This is a genomic window from Pseudomonas sp. TWI923, assembly GCF_039673365.1.
Taxonomy (GTDB): Bacteria; Pseudomonadota; Gammaproteobacteria; order Pseudomonadales; family Pseudomonadaceae; genus Aquipseudomonas; species Aquipseudomonas sichuanensis.
Genome location: NZ_JBDJLM010000005.1, coordinates 105112 through 129302, shown reverse-complemented (window position 1 = coordinate 129302; position 24191 = coordinate 105112). Strand labels below are relative to the sequence as shown.

Here is a 24191-nt window from a genome sequence, read left to right as displayed (position 1 = left end):
TTGGATTACCGGACAGTCATCCGGCGCGGTGTAGTTTTACTACAAATGCTTTCGGATTTCATGCTTTTGCACGGCATGGGTAGTAGTAAAACTACACAAATGCGACGGTTTGTCGCATCCCGGGTTGTGGGGAAAAACGTTCCCGTCGGTTGAATCTGTGTTCGAGTTAGGTGTTTGTTGATGTTTCTTACTAGAAAATCAAGATTTTCAGCTATTTCTAACTTTTGTATGACAGTCCAACCGTGGTCCGGCCCCCGTTCGACCGCTCCAACCCCTCTCTTTCACGCCGATCAAGGATAGACCATGCGCCTGCCTTTGCCGCTCGATCTGCCTGCCGCCCTGCAACCGCTGGTTGCCCGCAATCAACAGTTCCTGCGCGATGCGCTGGCCGGGCACCCTGGGCTGAGCCCGGACAGCTGGAGCGTCGAGCAGCGACGGCAGTTCGACCAGGTGTGCGCCGCGAGCGACTTCGTGCTGGCCCAGGCCCAGCGCGACCCAGCAATGCTGTTCGGCCTGCTGCAAGGTGGCGAGCTCGATCGGCCCTATGCCCCGGGCGAGCTACGTGGGCAGATCAACGCCGTGGCCCAGGCCGCCCAGAGCGAGGACGAACTGGCGCGCAACCTGCGCCGCGAGCGTAACCGCCAACAGCTGCGCATCATCTGGCGCGACATCACCCGCGCCGCGGCCCTGGGCGAAACCTGCCGCGACCTGTCCGACCTTGCCGATGCCTGTATAGATGAAGCCTATGCCTGGCTTTACCCACGCCACTGCCAGCAGTTCGGCACGCCCATCGGCCACCGCAGCGGCGAGGTGCAGCACATGGTGGTGCTGGGCATGGGCAAGCTGGGCGCGGTGGAGCTCAACCTGTCTTCCGACATCGACCTGATCTTCGCTTTCCCCGAAGGCGGCGAAACCACCGGGGTCAAGCGCTCGCTGGACAACCAGGAGTTCTTCACCCGGCTCGGCCAGCGCCTGATCAAGGCGCTCGACCCGGTCACCGTCGATGGTTTCGTGTTCCGCGTCGACATGCGCCTGCGCCCTTATGGCTCGGCCGGCTCGCTGGTGCTGAGCTTCAATGCGCTGGAGCAGTACTACCAGGACCAGGGCCGCGACTGGGAGCGCTACGCGATGATCAAGGCGCGGGTGGTGGCCGGCGACCAGGCGGCCGGCGCGCAGTTGCAGGAGATGCTGCGCCCGTTCGTGTACCGCCGTTACCTGGATTTCTCCGCCATCGAAGCGCTGCGCACCATGAAGCAGCTGATCCAGCAGGAAGTGCGGCGCAAAGGCATGGCCGACAACATCAAGCTTGGCGCCGGTGGCATCCGCGAGGTGGAGTTCATCGCCCAGGCCTTCCAGCTGATCCACGGCGGGCGCGACCTCAGCCTGCAGCAACGGCCCTTGCTGAAAGTGCTGGCGACCCTGGAGGGGCAGGGTTACCTGCCGCCGGCGGTGGTTGCCGAGCTGCGCGAGGGGTATGAGTTCCTGCGCTACACCGAACATGCGATCCAGGCCATCGCCGACCGCCAGACCCAGATGCTGCCGGATGACGACACCGACCGTGAGCGCATTGCCTACATGCTCGGCTTTGCCGACTGGGCCAGCTTCCACGCGCAATTGATGGAGTGGCGCGGGCGCATCGACTGGCACTTCCGCCAGGTGATCGCCGACCCCGATGAAGACGAAGCCGAGGGCGAGCTGGTGGTGGGCGGCGAATGGTCGCCGCTGTGGGAGCAGGCCCAGGATGAAGAGGCAGCCTGTCGCCAGCTCGAGGAAGCCGGCTTCAAACTACCCGCCGATGCCCTGCGCCGCTTGACCGCCCTGCGCGTCAGCCCGTCGCTGCGCTCGATGCAGCGTATCGGCCGCGAACGCCTGGACGCCTTCATTCCGCGCCTGCTGGCCCAGGCCGTGGAGCATGCCAACCCAGACCTGGTGCTGGAGCGGGTGCTGCCACTGGTCGAGGCCGTGGCCCGTCGTTCGGCCTATCTGGTGCTGCTCACCGAAAACCCCGGCGCCCTGCGCCGTCTGCTGACCCTGTGCGCGGCCAGCCCGTGGATCGCCGAGCAGATCGCCCGTTACCCGTTGCTGCTCGACGAACTGCTCAACGAAGGCCGCCTGTTCAGCCCGCCCCTGGCGCCAGAGCTGGCCGCCGAGCTGCGCGAGCGCCTGACCCGCATCCCCGAAGACGACCTCGAACAGCAGATGGAAGCGTTGCGCCACTTCAAGCTGGCCCACAGCCTGCGCGTGGCGGCGTCCGAGATCACCGGCAACCTGCCGTTGATGAAGGTCAGCGACTACCTGACCTGGCTGGCCGAAGCCATCCTCGACCAGGTGCTGGCCCTGGCCTGGCGCCAGACCGTAAGCCGCCATGGCCAACCCAAGCGCAGTGATGGCAGCCTGTGCGATCCGGGCTTCATCATCGTCGGCTACGGCAAGGTCGGTGGCATCGAGCTGGGCCATGGTTCGGACCTGGACCTGGTGTTCATCCACGATGGCGACCCGCAGGCCGAAACCGATGGCGCCAAACCCATCGACAGCGCGCAGTTCTTCACCCGGTTGGGCCAGCGCATCATTCACCTGCTGACCACCCAGACCAACTCCGGGCAGCTTTATGACGTCGACATGCGCCTGCGCCCGTCCGGCGCCTCGGGCCTCTTGGTCAGCTCGCTCGGCGCCTTCGAGCGCTACCAGCAGAACGAAGCCTGGACCTGGGAGCACCAGGCGCTGGTGCGCGCCCGCGTGCTGGTGGGTTGCAAGCAGGTGGCGGCGGCGTTCGAGACGGTGCGCGCGGGGGTGCTGGGCAAGGCCCGTGACCTGGATAAACTGCGCGCCGAGGTGAGTGAGATGCGCGCCAAGATGCGCGACAACCTTGGCACCAAGGGCACCGCTGCAGGTACCGCGAGCAACGCCTTCGATGCCGGGCAACCCTTCGATATCAAGCAGGATGCCGGCGGTATCGTCGATATCGAATTTATGGTGCAATACGCCGCTTTGGCCTGGTCCCACGACCACGCGGCCATACTGCGCTGGACCGACAATATCCGCATCCTCGAAGAGCTGGAGCAGGCCGGGCTGATGCCCGCCGCCGACGCCGTGCTGCTGCGCGAGGTGTACAAGGCGTTCCGCGCGGCCTCGCACCGCCAGGCCTTGCAGAAGCAGGCCGGGGTGATCGATGCGGCGCAGTTCGTCGATGAGCGCCGTGAGGTGCGGCGGATCTGGGGGGAATTGGGCCTGACTTGAGATTTTGAGGGCCGCTGTGCGGCCCTTTCGCGACACAAGGCCGCTCCTACAGGGAATTGCGATCTCCTGTAGGAGCGGCCTTGTGTCGCGAAAGGGCTGCATAGCAGCCCCAAAGGTCCATGGCCCGGCACCGGTGGTACACTGTCCGCCACATAGCCTGAATATAAAGAGGGGAGGCCAGGTTGTAACGCAGCCTGCAGCCTCCCCGAATGTTTCTGGATAAAGCATGAAAATACTGATCATTGGCCCCAGCTGGGTCGGCGACATGGTGATGGCGCAGACTTTGTTCCAGTGCCTGAAACAGCAGCACCCCGACTGCGAGATCGATGTGCTGGCCCCCGAGTGGAGCCGGCCGATCCTCGAGCGCATGCCGCAAGTGCGCCAGGCCTTGAGCTTCCCGCTCGGCCACGGCGCGCTGGAACTGGCCACCCGCCGGCGCATCGGCAAGTCGCTGGCCGGCCAGTACGACCAGGCGATCCTGCTGCCCAACTCGCTCAAGTCGGCGCTGGTGCCGTACTTCGCCGGCATCCCCAAGCGCACTGGCTGGCGCGGCGAAATGCGCTACCTGCTGCTCAACGACGTGCGCAAGCTGGACAAGGCGCGCTACCCGCTGATGATCGAGCGCTTCATGGCCCTGGCCTACGCACCGGGCACCGAATTGCCGCAGCCTTACCCACGCCCCAGCCTGCTGATCGAGGCCCAGAGCCGCGACGCGGCCGTGGCCAAGTTCAACCTGCAGCTGGACCGCCCGGTACTGGCCCTGTGCCCCGGTGCCGAGTTCGGCGAGGCCAAGCGCTGGCCGGCCGAGCATTACGCGCAAGTCGCCGATGCCATGATCCGCCAGGGCTGGCAGGTGTGGCTGTTCGGTTCGAAGAACGACCACCCGGTGGGCGAGCAGATCCGCGACCGGCTGATCCCGGGCCTGCGTGAAGAATCGTACAACCTGGCCGGCGAAACCTCGCTGGCCGAGGCCATCGACCTGATGTCCTGCGCCAACGCCGTGGTCTCCAACGACTCCGGCCTGATGCACGTGGCCGCCGCCTTGAACCGCCCGCTGGTGGCGGTGTACGGCTCGACTTCGCCGGGCTTTACCCCGCCGCTGGCCGAGCAGGTCGAGGTGGTGCGCACCGGCATCGAGTGCAGCCCCTGCTTCGACCGCACCTGCCGCTTTGGCCACTACAATTGCCTGCGTCTGCTCGAGCCGGCCAAGGTGATCGCCGCCCTGCACCAGCTGGGCGGGCCGAACCTGATCGATAGCGTGGCAGAGGTCGACTGAGTGCGGGTCCTGATCATAAAGACGTCGTCCCTGGGCGACGTCATCCACACCCTCCCGGCGCTCAGCGACGCCGCCCACGCCATCCCCGGCATCCGTTTCGACTGGGTGGTGGAAGAGGGCTTTGCCGAGATCCCCAGCTGGCACCCGGCGGTCGACCAGGTGATCCCGGTGGCCATCCGCCGTTGGCGCAAGAACCTCTGGCAGACCATCAGGAGCGGCGAGTTCAAGGCCTTCAAGCAACGCCTGCGGGCGCGCAAGTACGACCTGGTGATCGACGCCCAGGGCCTGGTCAAGTCGGCCTGGCTGACCCGCTACGTGAAAGCGCCGGTGGCCGGGCTCGACCGCTATTCGGCCCGTGAAGGCCTGGCCAGTCGTTTCTATGACCGGCGCCTGTCGGTCGCCGTCGGCCAGCATGCCGTCGAGCGCGTGCGCCAGCTGTTCGCCCTGGCCCTGGCCTACGACCTGCCCGAGGGCCTGGGCAACTACGGCCTGGACCTCAACCGCCTGCAACTGCCGCCAGCGGCGCCCTACGTGGTGTTCCTGCATGGCACCACCTGGGCCACCAAACACTGGCCGGAAGCCTACTGGCGCGAGCTGGCCGAACGCATGGGCCGGCGCAAGCTGCAGGTGATGCTGCCGTGGGGCAACCCGGCGGAGAAGGCCCGCGCCGAGCGCATCGCCCAGGGCTTGAATAACTGCCAGGTGCTGCCCAAGTTGAACCTGGTCGGCGTCGCCCGCGTGCTGGCGGCCGCCAAGGCCTGCGTGGCGGTCGATACCGGCCTGGGCCACCTGGCCGCTGCGCTGGATGTGCCGACCATTTCGCTGTTCGGCCCCACCAACCCTGGTTTGACCGGTGCCTACGGACGCGCCCAGATCCACCAGGCGAGCAACTTCCCCTGCGCCCCGTGCCTGCAGAAGAAGTGCACCTACAAACCGAGCGCCGAGGATCTGCGCCGGTTCGATCTCAAACGCGAGTGGCCGCTGTGCTTCACTCGCCTGAATCCCGAGCATGTAGCGGGCCGCTTGAGCGCGCTGCTGCTGGCTGAGGATGTTCGTTGATGCAACTGGCTTTCGTGCTCTACAAATATTTCCCTTTTGGCGGGCTGCAGCGCGATTTCATGCGCATCGCCCTGGAGTGCCAGAAGCGTGGCCACCAGATCCGCGTGTACACGCTGATCTGGGAAGGTGATATTCCGCCGGGCTTCGAGGTGCTGGTGGCGCCGGTCAAGGCGCTGTTCAACCACCGCCGCAACGAGAAGCTCAGCGCCTGGATGGCGGCGGACCTGGCCAAGCGCCCGGTCGACCGCCTGATCGGCTTCAACAAGATGCCGGGGCTGGACGTGTATTACGCCGCCGACGGCTGCTTCGAGGACAAGGCCCAGACCCTGCGCGGTGGCCTGTACCGCCGCTGGGGGCGCTACCGCCATTTCGCCGAATACGAGCGGGCGGTGTTTGCCAAGGATGCCCACACCGAGATCCTGATGATCTCCGAAGTGCAGCAGCCCCTGTTCATCAAGCACTACGACACCCCCGAGGCACGCTTTCACCTGCTGCCGCCGGGGATCTCCCAGGACCGCCGCCGCCCGGCCGATGCCGACGCCATCCGTGCCGAATTCCGCAAAGAGTTCGGCCTGGCCGACGACGAACTGCTGCTGGTACAGATCGGTTCGGGCTTCAAGACCAAGGGTGTGGACCGCAGCCTCAAGGCCCTGGCCGCGCTGCCTTCGGCCCTGCGCAAGCGTACCCGGCTGATGGTCATCGGCCAGGACGACCCCAAGGTGTTCCAGCTGCAGAGCGCCACCCTGGGCCTGGGCGAGCAGGTGCAGTTCCTCAAGGGCCGCAGCGATATTCCGCGCTTCCTGCTGGGGGCCGACCTGCTGATCCACCCGGCGTACAACGAAAACACCGGCACCGTGCTGCTCGAAGCGCTGGTCGCCGGCCTGCCGGTGCTGGTCTCGAAGGTGTGCGGCTACGCCCACTACATCGCCGAGGCCGACAGCGGCCTGGTGCTGGACGACCCCTTCGAGCAGGAGCAGCTCAATAGCTACCTGCAACGCATGCTCGAAGACGCCGAGGCCCGCGCGGCCTGGTCGCGCAATGGCGTGGCCTTTGCCGACAGCGCCGACCTGTACAGCATGCCGCAGCATGCCGCCGACGTGATCCTCGGTCAGGAGACCGCATGAAGCTGATACTGGCCGAACCGTTCAAGCGCCTGTGGGCCGGGCGCGACCCGTTCGAGGCCGTCGAGCAGCTGCAAGGCGAGGTGTACCGCGAGCTGGAGGGCCGCCGCACGCTGCGTACCGAGGTCGATGGCGCGGGCTTTTTCGTCAAGATCCACCGTGGCATCGGCTGGGGCGAGATCTTCAAGAACCTGTTCAGCGCCAAGCTGCCGGTGCTCGGCGCCGGCCAGGAATGGCGGGCCATCCAGCGCCTGCACGAGGTCGGTGTGCCGACCATGACCGCGGTAGCCTACGGCGAGCGCGGCAGTAACCCGGCCACCCAGCATTCGTTCATCGTCACCGAAGAGCTGGCGCCGACCGTCAGCCTGGAAGACTTCAGCCTCGACTGGGTTCGTCAGCCGCCCGAGCCACGGCTCAAGCGTGCGCTGATCGCCGAAGTGGCGAAGATGACCGGCGGCATGCACCGCGCCGGCGTCAACCACCGCGACTGCTACATCTGCCATTTCCTGCTGCACACCGACCGCCCGGTGACGGCGGATGACTTCAAGCTGTCGGTGATCGACCTGCACCGAGCACAGACCCGGGCGACAATCACCCGGCGCTGGCGCGACAAGGACCTGGCTGCGCTGTACTTTTCGGCACTGGATATCGGCCTGACCCGCCGTGACAAGCTGCGCTTCCTGCGTGGCTACTTCCAGCGCCCTTTGCGCGAAGTGCTCAAGGAGGAAGCCGCACTGCTGGCCTGGCTGGAAAGCAAGGCGCAGAAACTCTATGAACGCAAGCAACGCTATGGGGATGCGCTCTGATGGCGGGTTGGACACTGGCGCCGGGCTACGAATGGCTGGCGGCGGACTTCGGTAGTTTGAACACGGTATTCGCCCTGCAGGGCGAACACCTGACCCGCGACCCGCTCAGCGAGGTCATCCGTGTGCAGCGCGACGGCGTCTGGTATTACGTCAAGCGCTACACCGGTGCCGGCAAGCACATGCGCCGTTACCTGGGGCGTCCGCGGATAAAGGCCGAATGGCAGAACCTCAAGCAGTTCGCCAAGTGGGGCATTCCCACCGCCGAGGTGGTTGCCTGGGGCCTGGAACGCAACGGCCTGGCCTTTGGCCGCGGGGCGATGATCACCCGCGAGCTGCCGAACACCGAGGACCTGTCGGCGTTGGCCGAGCGCAACGACCCACGCTTGCAGGATCGCGCCTGGGTCGACCATGTCAGCCGCCAGCTGGCCCGGCATACCCGCGAGATGCACGACCATCACTTCGCCCACAACGACCTGAAGTGGCGCAACCTGCTGGTGGACGATCAGGGCACGCTGTTCTTCATCGACTGCCCGACCGGCGATTTCTGGCGCGGCTTCATGCTCCGTCACCGGTTGATCAAGGACCTGGCGTGCCTGGACAAGGTCGCCAAATACCACCTGTCGGCGACCCAGCGCCTGCGCTTCTACCTGCAGTACCGCCGGCACGCGCGCCTGACTGCCCGCGACAAGCGGCGCATTCGCCAGGTGCTGAGCTTTTTCGAGGGAAGGGAATGACCGATTACCTGGCCAGCGCCGACCAGGCGCTGCTCAAGCGCCATGGCCTGAGCGATTTTGAAGCGCTGTGGGCGCTGCAGCTGGACGCCGTGGACGAGCCCAATACCGGCCGTGGCGGCTGGAGCAGCGTGTTCCGCCTGGAGCTGGAGGGCAAGGGCTACTACCTCAAGCGCCAGTGCGACTACCTGACCCGCAGCCTGCAACGGCCGTTTGGCGAACCGACGTTCGCCCGCGAATTCCGCAACATCAGCCGCTACCAGAAGCTGGATATCCCGGCGTTGCAGGCGGTGTTCTTCGGCGAGCGCAAGCAGGCCGGCCAGCACCGTGCGATCCTCATGACCCGCGCGCTGGATGACTGGAGCGACCTTGAGCGTTTGCTGGAGCAATGGCCGCAGCTGCCCGAGGCGCAGCGCCGGGGCATCCTGCAGGCGTGCGGCCAACTGGCCCGCACCCTGCACGGCGCCGGGCAGATGCATGGGTGTTTCTACCCCAAGCACATCTTCCTGCGCGAGCGCCGCGAAGGCTGGCAGGCGCAGCTGATCGACCTGGAGAAGACCCGCCCGCTGCTGTTCGGCCAGCGCGACCGGGTCAAGGACCTGGAGCCGCTGTTGCGTCGCGCCCGTGCCTGGAGCGAGGCGGATGTGCGCGAACTGCTCGGCGCCTACCTGCAACAGCCGGTGGACAGCGCGCAGGTGAATGCCTGGCTGCAACGCCTGACGCAACGCCGTCGCCATAAAGAGGCCCGCTGATGCACCTGTCCGAACTGAAGGACCTCGGGCGCAGCCCGTCGTTGCCGCTGACCGTCACCCTCGCCGATGCTGCGGGCATGGCTGACCTGCAACTGCTCAGCCTGCTGCGCGTGCTGCCCGGCCAGCGCTATGTCGGCGCCGGTATCTGGCGCGGCACCCCGGTGCTGGCCAAGCTGCTGGTGGGCGGTAACGCCGCCCGCCATTTCCAGCGTGAGCTCGATGGCGTGCGCCTTTTGGCCGAACAAGGCCTGACCACGCCGCAATTGTTGGCCGATGGCCTGAAGGAAGGCGAGGGCGGCTGGCTGCTGTTCGAGTACCTCGATCACGCCGAAAGCCTGGCCGATGCCTGGGCCGCAGTGGAGCACCTGCCGATGCTCGCCGACGAGCAGCATGCGGTGCTGGGCGAGGCGCTGACGGCAGTGGCGCAGATGCACGCCAAGGGCCTGTGGCAGGAAGACCTGCACCTGGACAACCTGCTGCGCCAGGAGGGCCGGGTGTACCTGATCGATGGCGCTGGCATCAAGGCCGAAACCCCTGGCCAGCAACTGTCGCGTCAGCGTGTGCTGGAAAACCTCGGGGTGCTGTTCGCCCAGTTGCCCAAGCGCCTGGAGCCGTTCATCGAAGAGGCGCTGGTGCATTACCTGCTGGCCAACGGCGAGCACGCGCTGCCGCTCGAAGCCCTGCTGAAGCAGGTGGACAAGGTGCGCAACTGGCGCCTGAAGGATTACCTGGAGAAGGCCGGGCGCGAATGCACGCTGTTCAGCGTCAAGCGCACCCTGTCGGGCTTGCGCGCGGTGCGTCGCCCACAAGCTGAGGCGCTGCTGCCGGTGCTGGAGCAGGCCGATGCACTGATCGACCAGGGCCACCTGTACAAGACCGGCGGTGCGGCGAGCGTCGCGCGGGTCGAGGTGGGCGGACGCACGCTGGTGCTCAAGCGCTACAACATCAAGAACACCGCGCACTGGTTCAAGCGCTTCTGGCGCCCGAGCCGGGCCTGGCATTCGTGGATCGAAGGCCACCGCCTGGAGTTCCTCGAAATTGCCACGCCACGCCCGCTGGCAGTGCTGGAAACCCGCACCCTGGGCCTGCGCAACCGCGCCTACCTGCTGACCGAGTATGTCGATGGGCCGGACCTGACCGCCTGCTTTGCGCCGTTCGTGGACAGCGGCGACGCGCCGGATGAGCAGGTCGAGGCGCTGGTGCAGCTGATGCAGCAGCTGATCCGCGAACGCATCAGCCACGGTGACTTCAAGGGCCACAACCTGTTCTGGGACAACGGCCGCTGGTCGCTGATCGACCTCGATGCCATGTGCCAGCATGCCACCCAGCTCAGCTTCGCGCCGGCATTCGGCCGTGATCGCGCGCGGCTGCTGCGCAACTGGCCGCGCAGCAGTGCGTTGTATCAGCGGCTGGACAAGGCGTTGCCGCGCTTGACCGAGTGATGCACGAGGCCAGGTTTACGCGGTCCCTGTAGGAGCGGCCTTGTGTCGCGATAGGGCCGCAAAGCGGCCCCAGGATCTGCAATCAGAAGAAGGTCCCGACCACCAGTTGCAGATAGGTCCCGGTATCCCGGCTGCCCAGTTGCACGCCGCCGTTGTCGGCATTGCGCTCAGGTTTGTAGAACCCCACCAACGGGCTGATCAGCCAGTGCTCGTTGACCATCCATTCCAGATACAGGTCCAGCTCGCGCCCCCCAAGATTGCTCTTGTCGGTGCTCAGCGGGTCAAAGTCGAAATACAGCGCACCCACGGTCAGCCCCTCGCGGGGCGTGGCCTTGAGCGCCACATGGTGGACCTGGCTGTTGCTGTTGAACGGCCCGGCATAGTTGGCCGCCACTTCACCCTGGAACCAGGTGCCGTAGCCGCGGCTCAGGCCATAGAACAGCGGGTCGAAGTGTTCCGAGAAGCGGCTGTAGCGGTAGGTGGCGGTGGGTGACCAGGGCAGGCCGGAGAAGGTCCAGTTGCCCTCCAGGTACCACGCATCTTCACGCCCGCCGGTACGGTCCTGGGTGACATATTCCGCTGCCAGCTCCAGGTCCTTCACCCCCAGGTTGCCGCGCCCGCGCAGGCTCACGGTGTCCATGCCATCGCGGTGCTCGAGGCCGAGGATCTCGGCGTAGCGCCGGTCCACGTCCAGGCCGTGGATCCAGCTCAGGCCGACGGTGCCGGCGTCGGCCACATGCTCAAGGTTGGCCACGGCCATGGAACTGTCGGCCTGGAAGTGGTTGTCGGACTTGAGCCACATCAGGTCGCCGCGCCAGCCCTGCTTGCCGCCCAGGCGCAGCACGGCGGTGCGGTCGAAGGCCTTGCGCGCGGCCAGGTAGTAGGCGCCGCCCCGGTCGAAGTTGGCGCCCAGGTCGACGTTGCCGGCGTTGACCGGGTCGCCCTGGATCAGGAAACCATCGCCCAGGGTGACCAACTGGCGGCCGCCGGAGATATCGATGCCGTCTTCGCCCAGCGCCGGGAACAGGGTGCCGGAGCGCCAGCCCAGGTACAGGTCTTCGACGGCGGTGCGGCGTTCGTCGCCCAGGGTGAAACCGGCGGCGTCGCCATCGCCCCAGGTGGCGGAACTGAGCAGGCTGAACGCGCCGTAGAGCGCGCCGCTGTCGGCGATGGCCTGGCTGCCGCTGAGGCCGTACTTGACGTAGCCCTCGCGCCAGTTGCTGCTACCGGGCTGGCGGTTGCCGAACTGGTTGTAGCTCTCGTCGCTGTGGAAGATGCCGAACAGCGCTTCGAGGTTGGCATTCAGGGTGCTGCCGTTGTGGTTGTACAGCTCGTAGGCTTGGGTGGCCGGTGCGCTCAACAGCAGGGCCAATGTGCAGGCGAGTGTGTGCCTCATGGTGTGCTCCATGTTTTTGTTGTTGTTTTTGGGGGGCATGTGCCGGCCCTTTCGCGGGTGAACCCGCTCCCACAAGGCCCCCAGGGTTTTCAGGCCTGTGGTGATGTGGGAGCGGGTTTACCCGCGAAGAGGCCGGTACTGGTAAACGATCAGAGCTTGATCAGCACCGACTTGAGCTCGGTGTAATGCTCGATCGCCGCCGCGCCCATCTCGCGGCCAACGCCCGAGAGCTTGTAGCCGCCGAACGGCAGCGCCGGGTCCAGGGCGCTGTGGCAGTTGACCCAGACCGAGCCGGACTTGATGCGCGGGATCATCCGGTGCACCGCGGCCAGGTCGTTGGACCAGATGCTCGCGCCCAACCCGTAGGGGTTGTCGTTGGCCATGCGCACCACTTCATCGAGGTCATCGAACGGCATGGCCACCAGCACCGGGCCGAAGATCTCTTCCTGCACCAGGCGGTGGCGCTGGTCGACATCGACGATCACCGTCGGCTTGACGAAGTAGCCCGGGCCGAAGCCTTCGCCGCCGCAGGCGATGGTGGCGCCCAGTTCACGCCCCAGTTCGATGTAGCCGGTGACCCGGTCCTGCTGCTTGGCCGAGATCAACGGGCCCATCTGCACCGACGGGTCCAGGCCGTTGCCGAGCTTCATGCCATTGGCGATGCCGGCGATGTCGGCAACCACGTTATCGAAATGCTTGCGGTGCACGTACAGCCGGGAGCCGGCGCAGCACACCTGGCCCTGGTTGAAGAAGATCGCCGTGGCAGCCCCGGCGGCGGCCTCCTGCAGGTTGGCGTCGGGCAGCACGATGGTCGGCGACTTGCCGCCCAGCTCCAGGGTGACGCGGGTCATGTTGTCCATGGCCGCCTTGCCGATCAGCTTGCCGACCTCGGTGGAGCCGGTGAAGGTCAGCTTGTCCACGCCCGGGTGGTGGCTCAGCGCGGCGCCGGCGTTCAGGCCGGTGCCGGTGACCACGTTGAATACCCCGGCCGGGTAGCCGGCTTCGTCCACCAGTTCGGCGAGCTTGAGCGCGGTCAGCGGGGTTTCGTCGGCGGGCTTCAATACCATGGTGCAGCCGGTGGCCAGGGCCGGGCCGAGCTTCCAGCAGGCCAGCAGCAGCGGGAAGTTCCAGGCGACGATGGCGCCGACCACGCCCACGGCTTCGCGGCGCACGAAGCCATGGAACTGGTCGTTGGGCATCAGCGGCAGTGAAGGCTCGACCGTGCTGCCTTCGATCTTGGTGGCCCAGCCGGCCATGTAGCGCAGGAAGTCGATGGCCAGTTGCACGTCCATCACCTGCGCCACGGCGGCGCTCTTGCCGTTGTTCAGGCATTCCAGTTCGGCCAGCTGCTGGGCATCGCGCTGCATCAGGTCGGCCAGGCGCCACAGCAGGTTCTGCCGTTCACGCGGGCGTGTGCGGCTCCAGGCCGAATCGTCGAAGGCCTGGCGCGCGGCGCGCACGGCGCGGTCGACATCCTCCGGGTCGGCCGCGGGCACCTCGCCAAGGACTTCGCCGCTGGCCGGGTTGCGAAAGGTCAAGGTGCGACCGCTGACGGCGTCCTGCCAGTCGGCGCCGATGCGCATCCTGAGCTTGCGTGCGAGGAAGTCGCGTGTGGCGGGGAGGATCGGCAGTTCGGAATGCATGGGGCGGTGCCTCTTGTCATGGTTGTGAGCAGGGCTGGGGCAATGGGCGTGCCAAAGGGCTCAGATGCCGGGTAAGGCCCAGCAAGCGGTGGCTTTTGCCTGTTTGGGAGTAGAAGGAATCAGGGGTGATCTGTTGCATATTGAGATCGGGTGAGACGACATGTGACACAGATTCACGGGCGCTTGGGGCCGCTTTGCGGCCCTTTCGCGACACAAGGCCGCTCCTACAGGAGACCGCGATCCTCTGTAGGAGCGGCCTTGTGTCGCGAAAGGGCTGCGAAGCAGCCCCGGCATTACCCGCCACGGCGGTTGTCTCAAGGTGAAACACCCAGTCGCGAAATGGGACGTTCACCTACAATTCCAATCGCTGGCCCATACCCGCAAAACCCAGGCAACTCGCTGATCCAAAACATTTTTGCTGCAACTGGCACACTTCCTGTATCGCAACTGTCACATGCACACCGCAGTACCCAAGCGTGCAATAACGATAAGAACAACACCGTGGAGGTCTGACCTTGAAGACGACTCGACTCCGGCGGCAGGCGGGCACACTGGCGCTGGTCGCCACCGCACTGCTGTCCGCCCAGGCCATGGCGGCCGAGCAGGGCCCGAGCCTGTTGCAGAACAAGTGCATGGGGTGCCATATCCCCGAGGGCAACGACAGCTACAGCCGTATCAGCCACCAGCGCAAGACCCCCGAAGGCTGGCTGATGAGCATCGCCCGCATGCAGGTGATGCACGGCCTTTCGATCAGCGACGACGACCGCCGCACCCTGGTCAAGTACCTGGCCGACAAGCAGGGCCTGGCACCCAGCGAGACCGATGGCGTGCGCTACGCCATGGAGCGCAGGCTCAACACCGTCGAGCACTTCGACGATCAGCTCAGCCAGATGTGCGGGCGTTGCCACTCCGGTGCCCGGGTTGCGTTGCAGCGGCGCCCGGCCCAGGAATGGGAGCATCTGGTCAACTTCCACCTGAGCCAGTGGCCGTCCCTCGAATACCAGGCCCAGGCCCGCGACCGCGACTGGCTGGACATCGCCCTCAAGCAGATGGTGCCGGACCTGGCCAAGCGCTTCCCCCTCGACAACCCGGCCTGGGCCGAATGGCTCAAGGCCCGGCCCAAGGCCGACGCGCTGGTGGGGCAGTGGGCGTTCAGCGGGCATATGCTCGCCAAGGGCGATGTGCGCGGGGTGATGAGTGTCAGCGCAGGCGAGGGCGACACCTTCAAGGTCGAGGTCAAGGGGGCTTATGCCGACGGCACGCCGTTCAACGGCAGCGGTTCGGCGATCCTCTACAACGGTTACGAGTGGCGCGGCAACGTCAAGGTCGGCGAGGCCAACCTGCGCCAGGTGTTCGCCGCCATCGACGGGCAGATGAAGGGCCGCATGTTCGAGGCCGAACATGACGAGCGCGGTCTGGACTTCAACGCCGCCAAGGCTGGCCAAGGGCGTTTGCTGGCGGTGCAGCCGGCCTTCATCAAGGCCGGCAGCGACAGCGAAATCACCCTGGTGGGCAGCGACCTGACCGGCAAGCCGGACCTGGGCGCGGGTGTGGCCGTGACCGAAGTGCTGGAGTCGACACCGACGCTGATCCGGGTCAAGGCGCGTGCCGCCAAGGATGCCGCCGCCGGCCAGCGCGAGGTGTCGGTGGGCGCGCTCAAGGGCCTGCAACTGGCGGTGTATGACAAGGTCGACGAGGTCAAGGTGGTGCCGGCGTTCTCCATCGCCCGCATCGGCGAAAACGGCGCTTCGGTGCCCAAGGTCCAGGGCCGTTTCGAGGCCGAGGCCTGGGGCAAGGACGCCAGCGGCCAGCCGCTGCGCATCGGCTACCTGCCGGCCACCTGGAAAGTCGAGCCGTTCAACGAACGGGCGGTCGAGGACGAAGACGTCAAGTTCGCCGGGCAGATGCAGGCCGACGGCGTGTTCGTACCTGGCGGTGCAGGGCCCAACCCGGAACGCAAGATGATGACCAACAACGCCGGCAACTTGAAAGTGATCGCCACCCTGGCGGACGGCGGCCAGACCGGCGAGGGCCACATGATCGTCACCGTGCAGCGCTGGAACAACCCGCCGTTGCCTTGAGGGCAGGGGCACAGCGCGTAAACACCTGACGAATCGATTATCGGGAGGTCGCCATGGGCGCACTACTGAACCTGGTCGAACGCAACCTGCACGAAGTGCAGGTGGATGCCGACCGCATGCTGTTCCATATCCCCAGCAGTTCGCTGTTCGCCACCGATGCGGTGACCGGCGGCATCATCGACACCCTGCGCCGCCAAGGCTGCTCTGCCGAGGAGCTGATGCAGCAGCTCGGCCAGCAGTTCGACGGGCAGGACATCCAGGAAACCCTGCGCGAGCTGATCGCCCTGGAAGTGGTCAGCGACGGCTCGCCGCTGACCCCGGAAATCGCCCTCAAGCAGGTCGAGCGCACGGCGCTCAACACCGTGGTGCTCAACGTCAACACCGGCTGCAACCTCAGCTGCACCTATTGCTACAAGGAAGACCTCGACAAGCCTTCGGCCGGCAAGAAGATGAGCACCGCCACCGCCGAGGCGTCGGTGGAGATGCTGCTCAAGGAGTCGCCCGACGAAACCCGCTACAGCGTGGTGTTCTTCGGCGGCGAACCGTTGTCCAACCGGCCGCTGATCGAACATATGGTGGCTTACTGCGAGCGGCGTTTCGCCGAAGCTGGCAAACAGGTGGAGTTCATCATGACCACCAACGCCACGCTGCTCACCGAAGAGATCGTCGACTGGCTCAACGCTCACCGTTTCGGGCTGTCCATCAGCATCGACGGGCCCAAGACCGTGCACGACCGCAACCGCATCACCGTGGGCGGGCAGGGCACCTACGACGTGGTGCGGCGCAAGGCCGACATGCTGCTGTCGCGCTATGACAGCCGGCCGGTGGGGGCCCGCGTGACCTTGACCCGGGGCATCACCGATGTGGAGACCATCTGGAACCACCTGTACAACGAGATGGGCTTTGCCGAGGTGGGCTTCGCCCCGGTGACCTCCGGTGACATGGCTGACTTCAACCTCACCGGCGAAGAGCTGGTGCAGGTGTTCGACAACATGAAGGCCCTCGGCCGGCGCTACCTGGAGGCGGCACTGGAACACCGCAACATCGGCTTCTCCAACCTGCATCAGTTGATCACCGATATCCACGAGGGTCACAAGAAGGCCCTGCCGTGCGGTGCCGGGCTGAAGATGCTGGCGGTGGACCACGAGGGCGAGTTGAACCTGTGCCACCGCTTCACCGGCTCCAGCCTGCCGACCTTCGGCAACGTGCACCAGGGCGTGAAGCAGGCACAGCTCAATGACTTCCTGTCGCAGCGCCTGGACCGCACTGGCACCGGCTGCGACAGCTGCCGCATCCGCAACCTGTGCTCCGGCGGTTGCTACCACGAAAGCTACGCCCGCTATGGCGACCCGCAGCACCCGACCTACCACTACTGCGAACTGATGCGCGATTGGGTCGACTTCGGCATCGAGGTCTACAGCCGCATCATGGCCGCCAACCCGGCCTTCATCGATCGCTACATCACTCCCAGGAAGGCGCACTGACATGAAGCACCTCAAACCGCTGAACAACAAGGCGCGCATCCTTGAACAGGCCGCCGCCGAGGACCGCGTCGAAGAAGTGCTGGCGATGAGCGCCGTGGCCGGCTGCACCGCCACTACCGACCCGGGCTGGGAGGTGGACGCCTTTGGTGGCGTCAGCTCGCTGTGCCAGCCGATGGAGGCCGACCTGTATGGCTGTTCCGACCCTTGCTGGTGGCCGGCCCAGGTGCCGGACATGATGAGCACCTACCAGGACTGGAACGCCCAGGCGACCAACTCCGCCGAAGACTGGCGCAACCTCGGCACCGTATTCCCGAAAGACAAATAGAACGACAAGGGGAAACCGCATGAAACCTGGATTCTGCGCGCAACTCGCGCTTAGCGTCGCCGCCACGGCCTGTGCCTGGGCGGCCCAGGCCGACGACGCAGGCAAAGCCCTGCAGGCCGGCCACGAATACCTCATCGCCACCAACTACCCGAACAACCTGCATGTGGTCGAGGTGGCCAGCGACACCCTGTACAAGACCTGCCGCATGCCCGATTCGTTTGGCCCGGGCACGGCGATGATGGCGCCGGACAACCGTACCGCCTACGTGCTCAACAACCACTTTGCCGATATCTATGGCATCGACCTGGACAGCTGCAAGACCACCTTCCACGCCAACCTGTCCAGCGTGCCGGGCGAGGTGGGCAAGGCCATGTACTCCTTCGCCATCAGCCCCGACGGCAAGGAAGTCTATGCCACGGTCAACCCCAGCCAGCGCCTGAACGACCATTACGTGGTCAAGCCGCCGCGCCTGGAGGTGTTCCGCACCAGTGATGGGCTGGACGCCAAGCCGGTGCGAACCTTCCCGATGCCGCGCCAGGTGTACCTGATGCGCGCCGCCGACGACGGCAGCCTGTACGTGGCCGGGCCGGACATCTACAAGATGGACGTGAAGACCGGCAAATACACCGTCGCCTTGCCGCTGCGCAACTGGAACCGCCCCGGCTACAGCGCGCCCGACGTGCTGTACTTCTGGCCGCACCAGAGCTCGCGGCATGAGTTCTCGATGCTCTACACCATTGCCAAGTTCAAGGATGCCAAGCAGGACCCGGCCACCGCCGAGCCGTTGTACGGCTATCTGAGCATCGACCTGAAGACCGGCAAGGCCCACACCGAGGAGTTCGCCGAGCTGACCGAGCTGTACTTCACCGGCCTGCGCTCGCCGAAGGATGGCAACCAGATGTACGGCGTGCTCAACCGCCTGGCGCGCTACGACATCAAGCAGAAGAAACTGGTCAAGGCCGCGAATCTGGAACATACCTACTACTGCGTGACCTTCGACAAGGCGGGCGACAAGCTGTACCTGGGCGGCACCTTCAATGACCTGGCGGTGTTCGACCCGAATACCCTGGAGAAGGTGAAGAACATCAAGCTGCCAGGCGGTGACATGTCGACCACCACGCCGCAGGTGTTCGTCCGGTAGAGCGGTGTCGGCGCCATCGCCGGCAAGCCGGCTCCCACAGGTACGGCGCTGGCCTTGAGGTTGGCGCGATCCCTGTGGGGGCCGGCTTGCCGGCGATGGCGCCGGATCAACCACTACAAGAACAACAAGAGATACCCCATGACCCAGCCAAGTTACTCCCAGGGCGACCCGGCCAAATCTCTGCTGTCCCAGTGCATCGGCGACGCCTTCGACGCCACCGTCGCCCGTTTCCCTGACCGCGAGGCCCTGGTCGTCCGCCACCAGCAACTGCGCTACACCTGGCGGCAACTGGCCGCAGCGGTCGACCAGCACGCCCGGGCACTGATGGCCCTTGGCGTGCAGGCCGGCGACCGCCTGGGCATCTGGGCGCCCAACTGCGCCGAGTGGTGCATCACCCAATTCGCCAGCGCCAAGGTCGGCGCGATCCTGGTCAACATCAACCCGGCCTACCGCAGCAGCGAGCTGGACTACGCCCTGGGCCAGTCCGGCTGCCAGTGGGTGATCTGCGCCGACGCCTTCAAGACCTCCGATTACCACGCGATGCTGCTCGGCCTGGTGCCCGGCCTGGGCGAAAGCCAGCCCGGTGCTGTGGCCAGCGAGCGCTTGCCCGAGCTGCGTGGCGTGATCAGCCTGGCCAGCGCGCCACCCGCAGGTTTCCTGCCGTGGTCGGCCTTGCAGGCCAGGGCCGGGGAGGTCGGCAGCGAGCAGCTGGCCGCCCGTCAGGCCAGCCTGCGCCCGGACGACCCCATCAACATCCAGTACACCTCCGGCACTACCGGTTTCCCCAAGGGCGCCACCCTCAGCCACCACAACATCCTCAACAACGGCTACATGGTTGGCGAAAGTCTGGGCCTCACCGAGCACGACCGCCTGGTGGTGCCGGTGCCGCTGTACCACTGCTTCGGCATGGTCATGGCCAACCTCGGCTGCATGACCCACGGCAGCACGCTGATCTACCCCAACGACGCCTTCGACCCGCTGCTGACCCTGCAAGCCGTGGCCGAGGAGCGCGCCACCGCGCTGTACGGCGTGCCGACCATGTTCATCGCCGAGCTGGATCACCCACGCCGGGGCGAGTTCGACCTGTCCAGCCTGCGCACCGGGATCATGGCCGGCGCCACCTGCCCGATCGAGGTGATGCGCCGGGTGATCGGCGAGATGCACATGGGTGAAGTGCAGATTGCCTACGGCATGACCGAGACCAGCCCGGTGTCGCTGCAGACCGGCGCCGATGATGACCTTGAGCGCCGGGTGACCAGTGTCGGCCGCACCCAGCCACGGCTGGAGAACAAGATCGTCGACGCTGAGGGCAACACGCTGCCGCGCGGCGAGATCGGCGAGCTGTGCACCCGTGGCTACAGCGTGATGCTCGGCTACTGGAACAACCCCAAGGCCAGTGCCGAAAGCATCGACGGCGAGGGCTGGATGCACACGGGTGATCTGGCGGTGATGGATGAGCAGGGCTATGTGCGCATCGTCGGGCGCAGCAAGGACATGATCATCAGGGGCGGCGAGAACATCTACCCGCGTGAGCTGGAGGAGTTCTTCTTTACTCACCCGGCGGTGGCTGATGTGCAGGTGATCGGTGTTCCGTGCAGCAAGTATGGCGAGGAGATCGTGGCCTGGGTTCGTTTCCACCCTGGGCACAGCGCCAGCGAGGAGGAACTGCGCGAGTGGGCGAGGGCGCGCATTGCGCATTTCAAGGTGCCAAGGCACTTCCGGTTTGTTGATGAGTTCCCGATGACGGTGACGGGAAAGGTGCAGAAGTTCAGGATGCGCGAAATCAGTATCGGGGAGCTGTCTGGGCGTTGAGTATTGCTTTCAGGGCCTCTTCGCGGGTAAATCGCACCGGCGCACCGCCGCTCCCACAGGGTCGGCGCTGTACCTGTGGGAGCGGGTTTACCCGCGAAGAGGCTGGCACTGGCAGCAGATGATTCAGTCCTGCAGCAGTTCCGGGCTGTTGAAGTTGCTCAGCCGCTGATCATCCTGCGCACACTCCAGCCCCTGCACAGCCTCAACCAACAGCGCCTTCTGCAAACTCCGCTCACCCGCCGCCCAAGCCTGCTCCAGCACCGGCAGCACCCGCCGCGACAGCACACTGAACATCGGCTGCCAATAGCCCCCCTGACGGACCATCGCCGCACTGTCGTGCTCTACAGCCAGCTTCAGCAGGTCTTCAATCAGCACTTGATCAACCAAAGGCGCATCGCACGCCAGCAGCACCACCCATTCATGCCTGGCCACCGTCAACCCGGCAATCACCCCGGCCAGCGGCCCAGGGAAGTCGGCCTCGGCATCGCCAACCAGTTGGTCGGCATAGGGCCGATACAGCTCCTGGTTACGGTTGCAGGAAATCACCACATCGTCGGACAACCCTCGCACCACACGCTGCACATGGGCCACCAGCGGCTCGCCGCGCCACGGCAGCAGGCCTTTGTCACGGCCGCCCATGCGCTGGCCACGGCCACCGGCGAGGATGAGGATCGAGCAGGGGGGCAGGGCAGCGGGCATGAAAAAGGGTTCCGGGCAGTCAATGCCGGGAACCCTCTCATTCAACCCAGGGGCTTGTCCAGTCAGCTTTCGCTGCTCACTGGCTTGCCCACCCTGGCCCGGTCACGCCCGGCCAGGCGCATCACCACCACGAAGAACACCGGCACGAACACCACGGCAAAGGTGGCGCTGAGCATGCCGCCGATCACCCCGGTGCCGATTGCCTGCTGGCTGGCCGAGCTGGCGCCGCTGGCGATGGCCAAGGGCACCACGCCTAGGATGAACGCCAACGAGGTCATCACGATCGGCCGCAGGCGCAGGCGGGCGGCCTGGATTGCGGCCTGGGTTGCATCGACGCCCTGGTCGACCAGTTCCTTGGCGAACTCGATGATCAGGATGGCGTTCTTCGCCGACAGGCCGATCAGGGTGATCAGGCCGACCTTGAAGAACACGTCGTTGGGCAGGCCGCGCAGGGTCACCGCCAGTACCGCGCCGAGTACGCCCAGCGGCACCACCAGCAGCACCGCGGTGGGGATCGACCAGCTTTCGTACAGCGCCGCCAGGCACAGGAACACCACCAGCAGCGACAGCGCCATCAGCAGCGGTGCCTGGCTGCCGGAAAGCCGCTCCTGCAGCGACAGGCCGGTCCACTCAAGGCCTGCGCCGGCAGGCAGTTGCGCCACCAGGCGCTCGATCTCGGCCATGGCGTCGCCCGAGCTGTAGCCAGGCGCCGGTTCACCGGAGATCGACACCGCCGGGTAGCCGTTGTAGCGGGTCAGCTGCACCGGGCCGCTCTGCCAGTGGGCGGTGACGAAGGCGCCCAAGGGCACCATCTTGTCGCTGTTGTTGCGCACATGGATCTTCAGCAGGTCCTCGACCTGGCTGCGCTGGTCGCCTTCGGCCTGCACCACCACCCGCTGCATGCGGCCCTGGTTGGGGAAGTCGTTGACGTAGTTGGAGCCCACTGCGGTGTTGAGTACCTCGCCGATGGCGGCGAACGACACGCCCAGCGCGTTGGCCTGGCGGCGGTCCACTTCCAGCGCCACCTGCGGGCTTTCGGCCAGCGAGGCTTCGCGCACGTTGACCAGCAGCTTGCTCTTGCGCGCCTGTTCCAGCAGCTGGTCGCGGGCCTGCATCAGTTCGCTGTAGCCCATGCCGCCGCGGTCCTGCAGGCGGAACTCGAAGCCGCTCGACTCACCCAGGCCGTCGACCGGCGGCGGCAGCACCGAGTAGGCGATGGCGTCCTTGAGCTGGGTGAAAGCCATGGTCGCGCGGTCGGCGATGGACTGAGCGCTGTCGTCGCTGCCGCGCTCGGACCAGTCCTTGAGCGTGGTGAAGGCCAGCGCCGCGTTCTGCCCGCTACCCGAGAAACTGAAGCCCAGGATCAGCGTGGTGTTGGCCACGCCCGGCTCTTCGGCGTTGTGCGCCTCGATCTGCCGTGCCACTTCGATGGTGCGTGCCTGGCTGGCGCCCGGCGGCAACTGGATATCGGTGATGGTGTAGCCCTGGTCTTCGGTGGGCAGGAACGCACTGGGCAACTGGCTGAAGCCATACACCAGCACCCCCACCAGCGCGGCATAAACCAGCAGGTAGCGGCCACTGCGCGCCAGGGCGTGGGTGACCCAGCGCTGGTAGCCGTTGCTCATGCCGTCGAAGCGGCGGTTGAACCAGCCGAAGAAGCCTTTGCGTTGGTGGTGCTCGCCTTTGCCAATGGGCTTGAGCAGGGTGGCGCACAGCGCCGGGGTGAGGCTCAGGGCGAGGAACGCCGAGAACAGGATCGACACCGCCATCGACACCGAGAACTGCTGGTAGATGACCCCCACCGAGCCTTTCATGAAGGCCATCGGCAGGAACACCGCCACCAGCACCAGGGTGATGCCGACGATGGCGCCGCTGATCTGGCCCATGGCCTTGCGCGTGGCCTCCCTGGGCGGCAGGCCTTCCTCGGCCATGATCCGCTCGACGTTCTCCACCACCACGATGGCGTCGTCCACCAGGATGCCGATGGCCAGCACCATGCCGAACAGGGTCAGCACGTTGACCGAGAAGCCCAGTGCGTTCATCACCGCGAAGGTGCCCATCAGCGCCACCGGCACCACCAGTGTCGGGATCAGGGTGTAGCGCAAGTTCTGCAGGAACAGGAACATCACCGCGAACACCAGCACCATGGCTTCGACCAGGGTGTTGATCACTTGCTTGATCGACACTTTGACGAACGGCGAGGTGTCGTAGGGGATGTCGTATTTCACCCCGGCCGGGAAGTAGCGCGACAGTTCATCGAGCTTCTGCTTGACCAGGGTGGCGGTTTCCATGGCGTTGGCGCCTGGCGCCAGCTTGACGCTGAAGGCGCTGGTGGCCTTGCCATTGAGGCGGGTGCCGTACTGATATTCCTGGGCGCCGATCTCGACCCGGGCGACATCGCCGACGGTCACCGCCGAGCCATCGCGGTTGGCCCGCAGCACGATGGCGGCGAACTCTTCGGGGGTGCTCAGCTGGCCCTTGACCAGCACGTTGGCGGTGATTTCCTGGGTCGGCCGGGTGGGCAGGTCGCCGATGCTGCCCGGCGCCACCTGGGCGTTCTGCGCGGCAATGGCCTCGGCCACATCGTTGGGCGTGAGGCTGAAACCGACCAGCTTGGCCGGGTCGATCCAGATCCGCATGGCCCGTTCCGAGCCATACAGCTGCGCCTTGCCCACGCCCTTGACCCGGCGAATCTCGTTCATCACGTTGCGCGCGAGGATATCCGACAGGGCGATCTCGTCGAGGCTGCCGTCCTCGGAGGTCAGGGTGGCCAGCAGCAGGAAACCGGTGGACACCTTTTCCACCTGCAGGCCCTGCTGGGTGACCGGGCGCGGCAGGCGCGACTCGATCACCTTGAGGCGGTTCTGCACGTCCACCTGGGCAAGGTCCGGGTTGGTGCCGGGCTGGAAGCTGGCGGTGATGGTGGCGCTGCCCAGGCTGCTTTGCGAGGCGAAATACAGCAGGTTGTCGGCGCCATTGAGCTCCTGCTCGATGATGCTGACCACGCTTTCGTCCATGGTCGCCGCCGAGGCGCCCGGGTACACGGCGTAGATTTCCACCTGCGGCGGCGCCACATCGGGGTACTGGGCTACCGGCAACTGCGGTAGGGCCAGGCCGCCGAGCAGCAGGATGAACAGCGCGACCACCCAGGCGAAGACCGGGCGGTCAATGAAGAACTGCGGCATG

At 65.9% G+C, this 24191-nt stretch carries 17 protein-coding genes; 13 read left to right on the top strand and 4 right to left on the bottom strand.

All coding sequences use genetic code 11. The features are described from left to right. Nucleotides 1–303 precede the first annotated feature (303 nt). From glnE to ABE459_RS04250, 8 genes are all read left to right on the top strand, one after another. Nucleotides 304–3237: a bifunctional [glutamate--ammonia ligase]-adenylyl-L-tyrosine phosphorylase/[glutamate--ammonia-ligase] adenylyltransferase gene (gene glnE / locus ABE459_RS04285; RefSeq protein WP_323830158.1), complete on the top strand. Its 2934-nt coding sequence runs from the start codon at nucleotides 304–306 to the stop codon at nucleotides 3235–3237. A 226-nt stretch (nucleotides 3238–3463) separates the two neighbouring features. After that, nucleotides 3464–4513, top strand: a complete 1050-nt coding sequence (gene waaF / locus ABE459_RS04280) for a lipopolysaccharide heptosyltransferase II (protein ID WP_125462299.1) — start codon at nucleotides 3464–3466, stop codon at nucleotides 4511–4513. Beyond that, complete coding sequence (waaC, locus tag ABE459_RS04275; RefSeq protein ID WP_125462300.1) at nucleotides 4514–5572, top strand: lipopolysaccharide heptosyltransferase I; 1059 nt, start codon at nucleotides 4514–4516, stop codon at nucleotides 5570–5572. It begins immediately after the preceding gene. Further along, on the top strand, nucleotides 5572–6696 hold the full coding sequence (locus tag ABE459_RS04270) for a glycosyltransferase family 4 protein (protein ID WP_125857168.1): 1125 nt from the start codon (nucleotides 5572–5574) through the stop codon (nucleotides 6694–6696). Before waaC ends, ABE459_RS04270 begins: the two co-directional genes overlap by 1 nt. Beyond that, nucleotides 6693–7499 carry a lipopolysaccharide core heptose(I) kinase RfaP gene (gene rfaP, locus ABE459_RS04265; RefSeq protein WP_125462302.1) on the top strand — a complete coding sequence of 269 codons (807 nt, stop codon included), beginning with the start codon at nucleotides 6693–6695 and terminating at the stop codon, nucleotides 7497–7499. Before ABE459_RS04270 ends, rfaP begins: the two co-directional genes overlap by 4 nt. Further along, entirely contained in the window at nucleotides 7499–8233 is a 735-nt protein-coding gene (locus tag ABE459_RS04260) for a lipopolysaccharide kinase InaA family protein (RefSeq protein WP_125462303.1), read from the top strand. Before rfaP ends, ABE459_RS04260 begins: the two co-directional genes overlap by 1 nt. After that, complete coding sequence (locus ABE459_RS04255) at nucleotides 8230–8982, top strand: lipopolysaccharide kinase InaA family protein (RefSeq protein ID WP_125462304.1); 753 nt, start codon at nucleotides 8230–8232, stop codon at nucleotides 8980–8982. The genes ABE459_RS04260 and ABE459_RS04255 overlap by 4 nt, the downstream gene beginning before the upstream one ends. After that, nucleotides 8982–10424, top strand: coding sequence for a lipopolysaccharide kinase InaA family protein (locus ABE459_RS04250; RefSeq protein ID WP_323830160.1), 1443 nt, complete (start codon nucleotides 8982–8984; stop codon nucleotides 10422–10424). Before ABE459_RS04255 ends, ABE459_RS04250 begins: the two co-directional genes overlap by 1 nt. 82 nt (nucleotides 10425–10506) lie before the next feature. Here ABE459_RS04250 and ABE459_RS04245 read toward each other — a convergent pair whose 3' ends face one another. After that, on the bottom strand, nucleotides 10507–11820 hold the full coding sequence (locus ABE459_RS04245; RefSeq protein WP_258704363.1) for an alginate export family protein: 1314 nt from the start codon (nucleotides 11818–11820) through the stop codon (nucleotides 10507–10509). Nucleotides 11821–11969: 149 nt separating this feature from the next. After that, the gene (locus tag ABE459_RS04240) at nucleotides 11970–13463 is read right to left on the bottom strand and encodes an aldehyde dehydrogenase family protein (protein ID WP_323830981.1); all 1494 of its coding nucleotides are present in this window, start codon (nucleotides 13461–13463) and stop codon (nucleotides 11970–11972) included. A gap of 515 nt (nucleotides 13464–13978) precedes the next feature. Here ABE459_RS04240 and peaA point away from each other — a divergent pair. The 5 genes from peaA (at nucleotide 13979) to ABE459_RS04215 (ending at nucleotide 20306) form a co-directional block, all read left to right on the top strand. After that, entirely contained in the window at nucleotides 13979–15544 is a 1566-nt protein-coding gene (gene peaA, locus ABE459_RS04235) for a quinohemoprotein amine dehydrogenase subunit alpha (RefSeq protein WP_258704361.1), read from the top strand. A gap of 53 nt (nucleotides 15545–15597) precedes the next feature. Next, nucleotides 15598–17028 carry a quinohemoprotein amine dehydrogenase maturation protein gene (peaB, locus tag ABE459_RS04230; protein WP_323830982.1) on the top strand — a complete coding sequence of 477 codons (1431 nt, stop codon included), beginning with the start codon at nucleotides 15598–15600 and terminating at the stop codon, nucleotides 17026–17028. 1 nt (nucleotide 17029) lies between these two features. Continuing rightward, complete coding sequence (qhpC, locus tag ABE459_RS04225) at nucleotides 17030–17353, top strand: quinohemoprotein amine dehydrogenase subunit gamma (RefSeq protein WP_046855356.1); 324 nt, start codon at nucleotides 17030–17032, stop codon at nucleotides 17351–17353. Between the two features lie 19 nt (nucleotides 17354–17372). Continuing rightward, entirely contained in the window at nucleotides 17373–18494 is a 1122-nt protein-coding gene (gene peaD / locus ABE459_RS04220) for a quinohemoprotein amine dehydrogenase subunit beta (protein WP_323830983.1), read from the top strand. Nucleotides 18495–18632: 138 nt separating this feature from the next. Next, the gene (locus ABE459_RS04215; RefSeq protein ID WP_323830984.1) at nucleotides 18633–20306 is read left to right on the top strand and encodes a fatty acid CoA ligase family protein; all 1674 of its coding nucleotides are present in this window, start codon (nucleotides 18633–18635) and stop codon (nucleotides 20304–20306) included. A 123-nt stretch (nucleotides 20307–20429) separates the two neighbouring features. On the opposite strand, the gene mobA is transcribed toward ABE459_RS04215, so the two are convergent. Further along, nucleotides 20430–21005, bottom strand: coding sequence for a molybdenum cofactor guanylyltransferase MobA (mobA, locus tag ABE459_RS04210; RefSeq protein ID WP_323830985.1), 576 nt, complete (start codon nucleotides 21003–21005; stop codon nucleotides 20430–20432). A 62-nt stretch (nucleotides 21006–21067) separates the two neighbouring features. Continuing rightward, nucleotides 21068–24190, bottom strand: coding sequence for an efflux RND transporter permease subunit (locus ABE459_RS04205; protein ID WP_323830986.1), 3123 nt, complete (start codon nucleotides 24188–24190; stop codon nucleotides 21068–21070). Between the last annotated feature and the right edge of the window lies 1 nt (nucleotide 24191).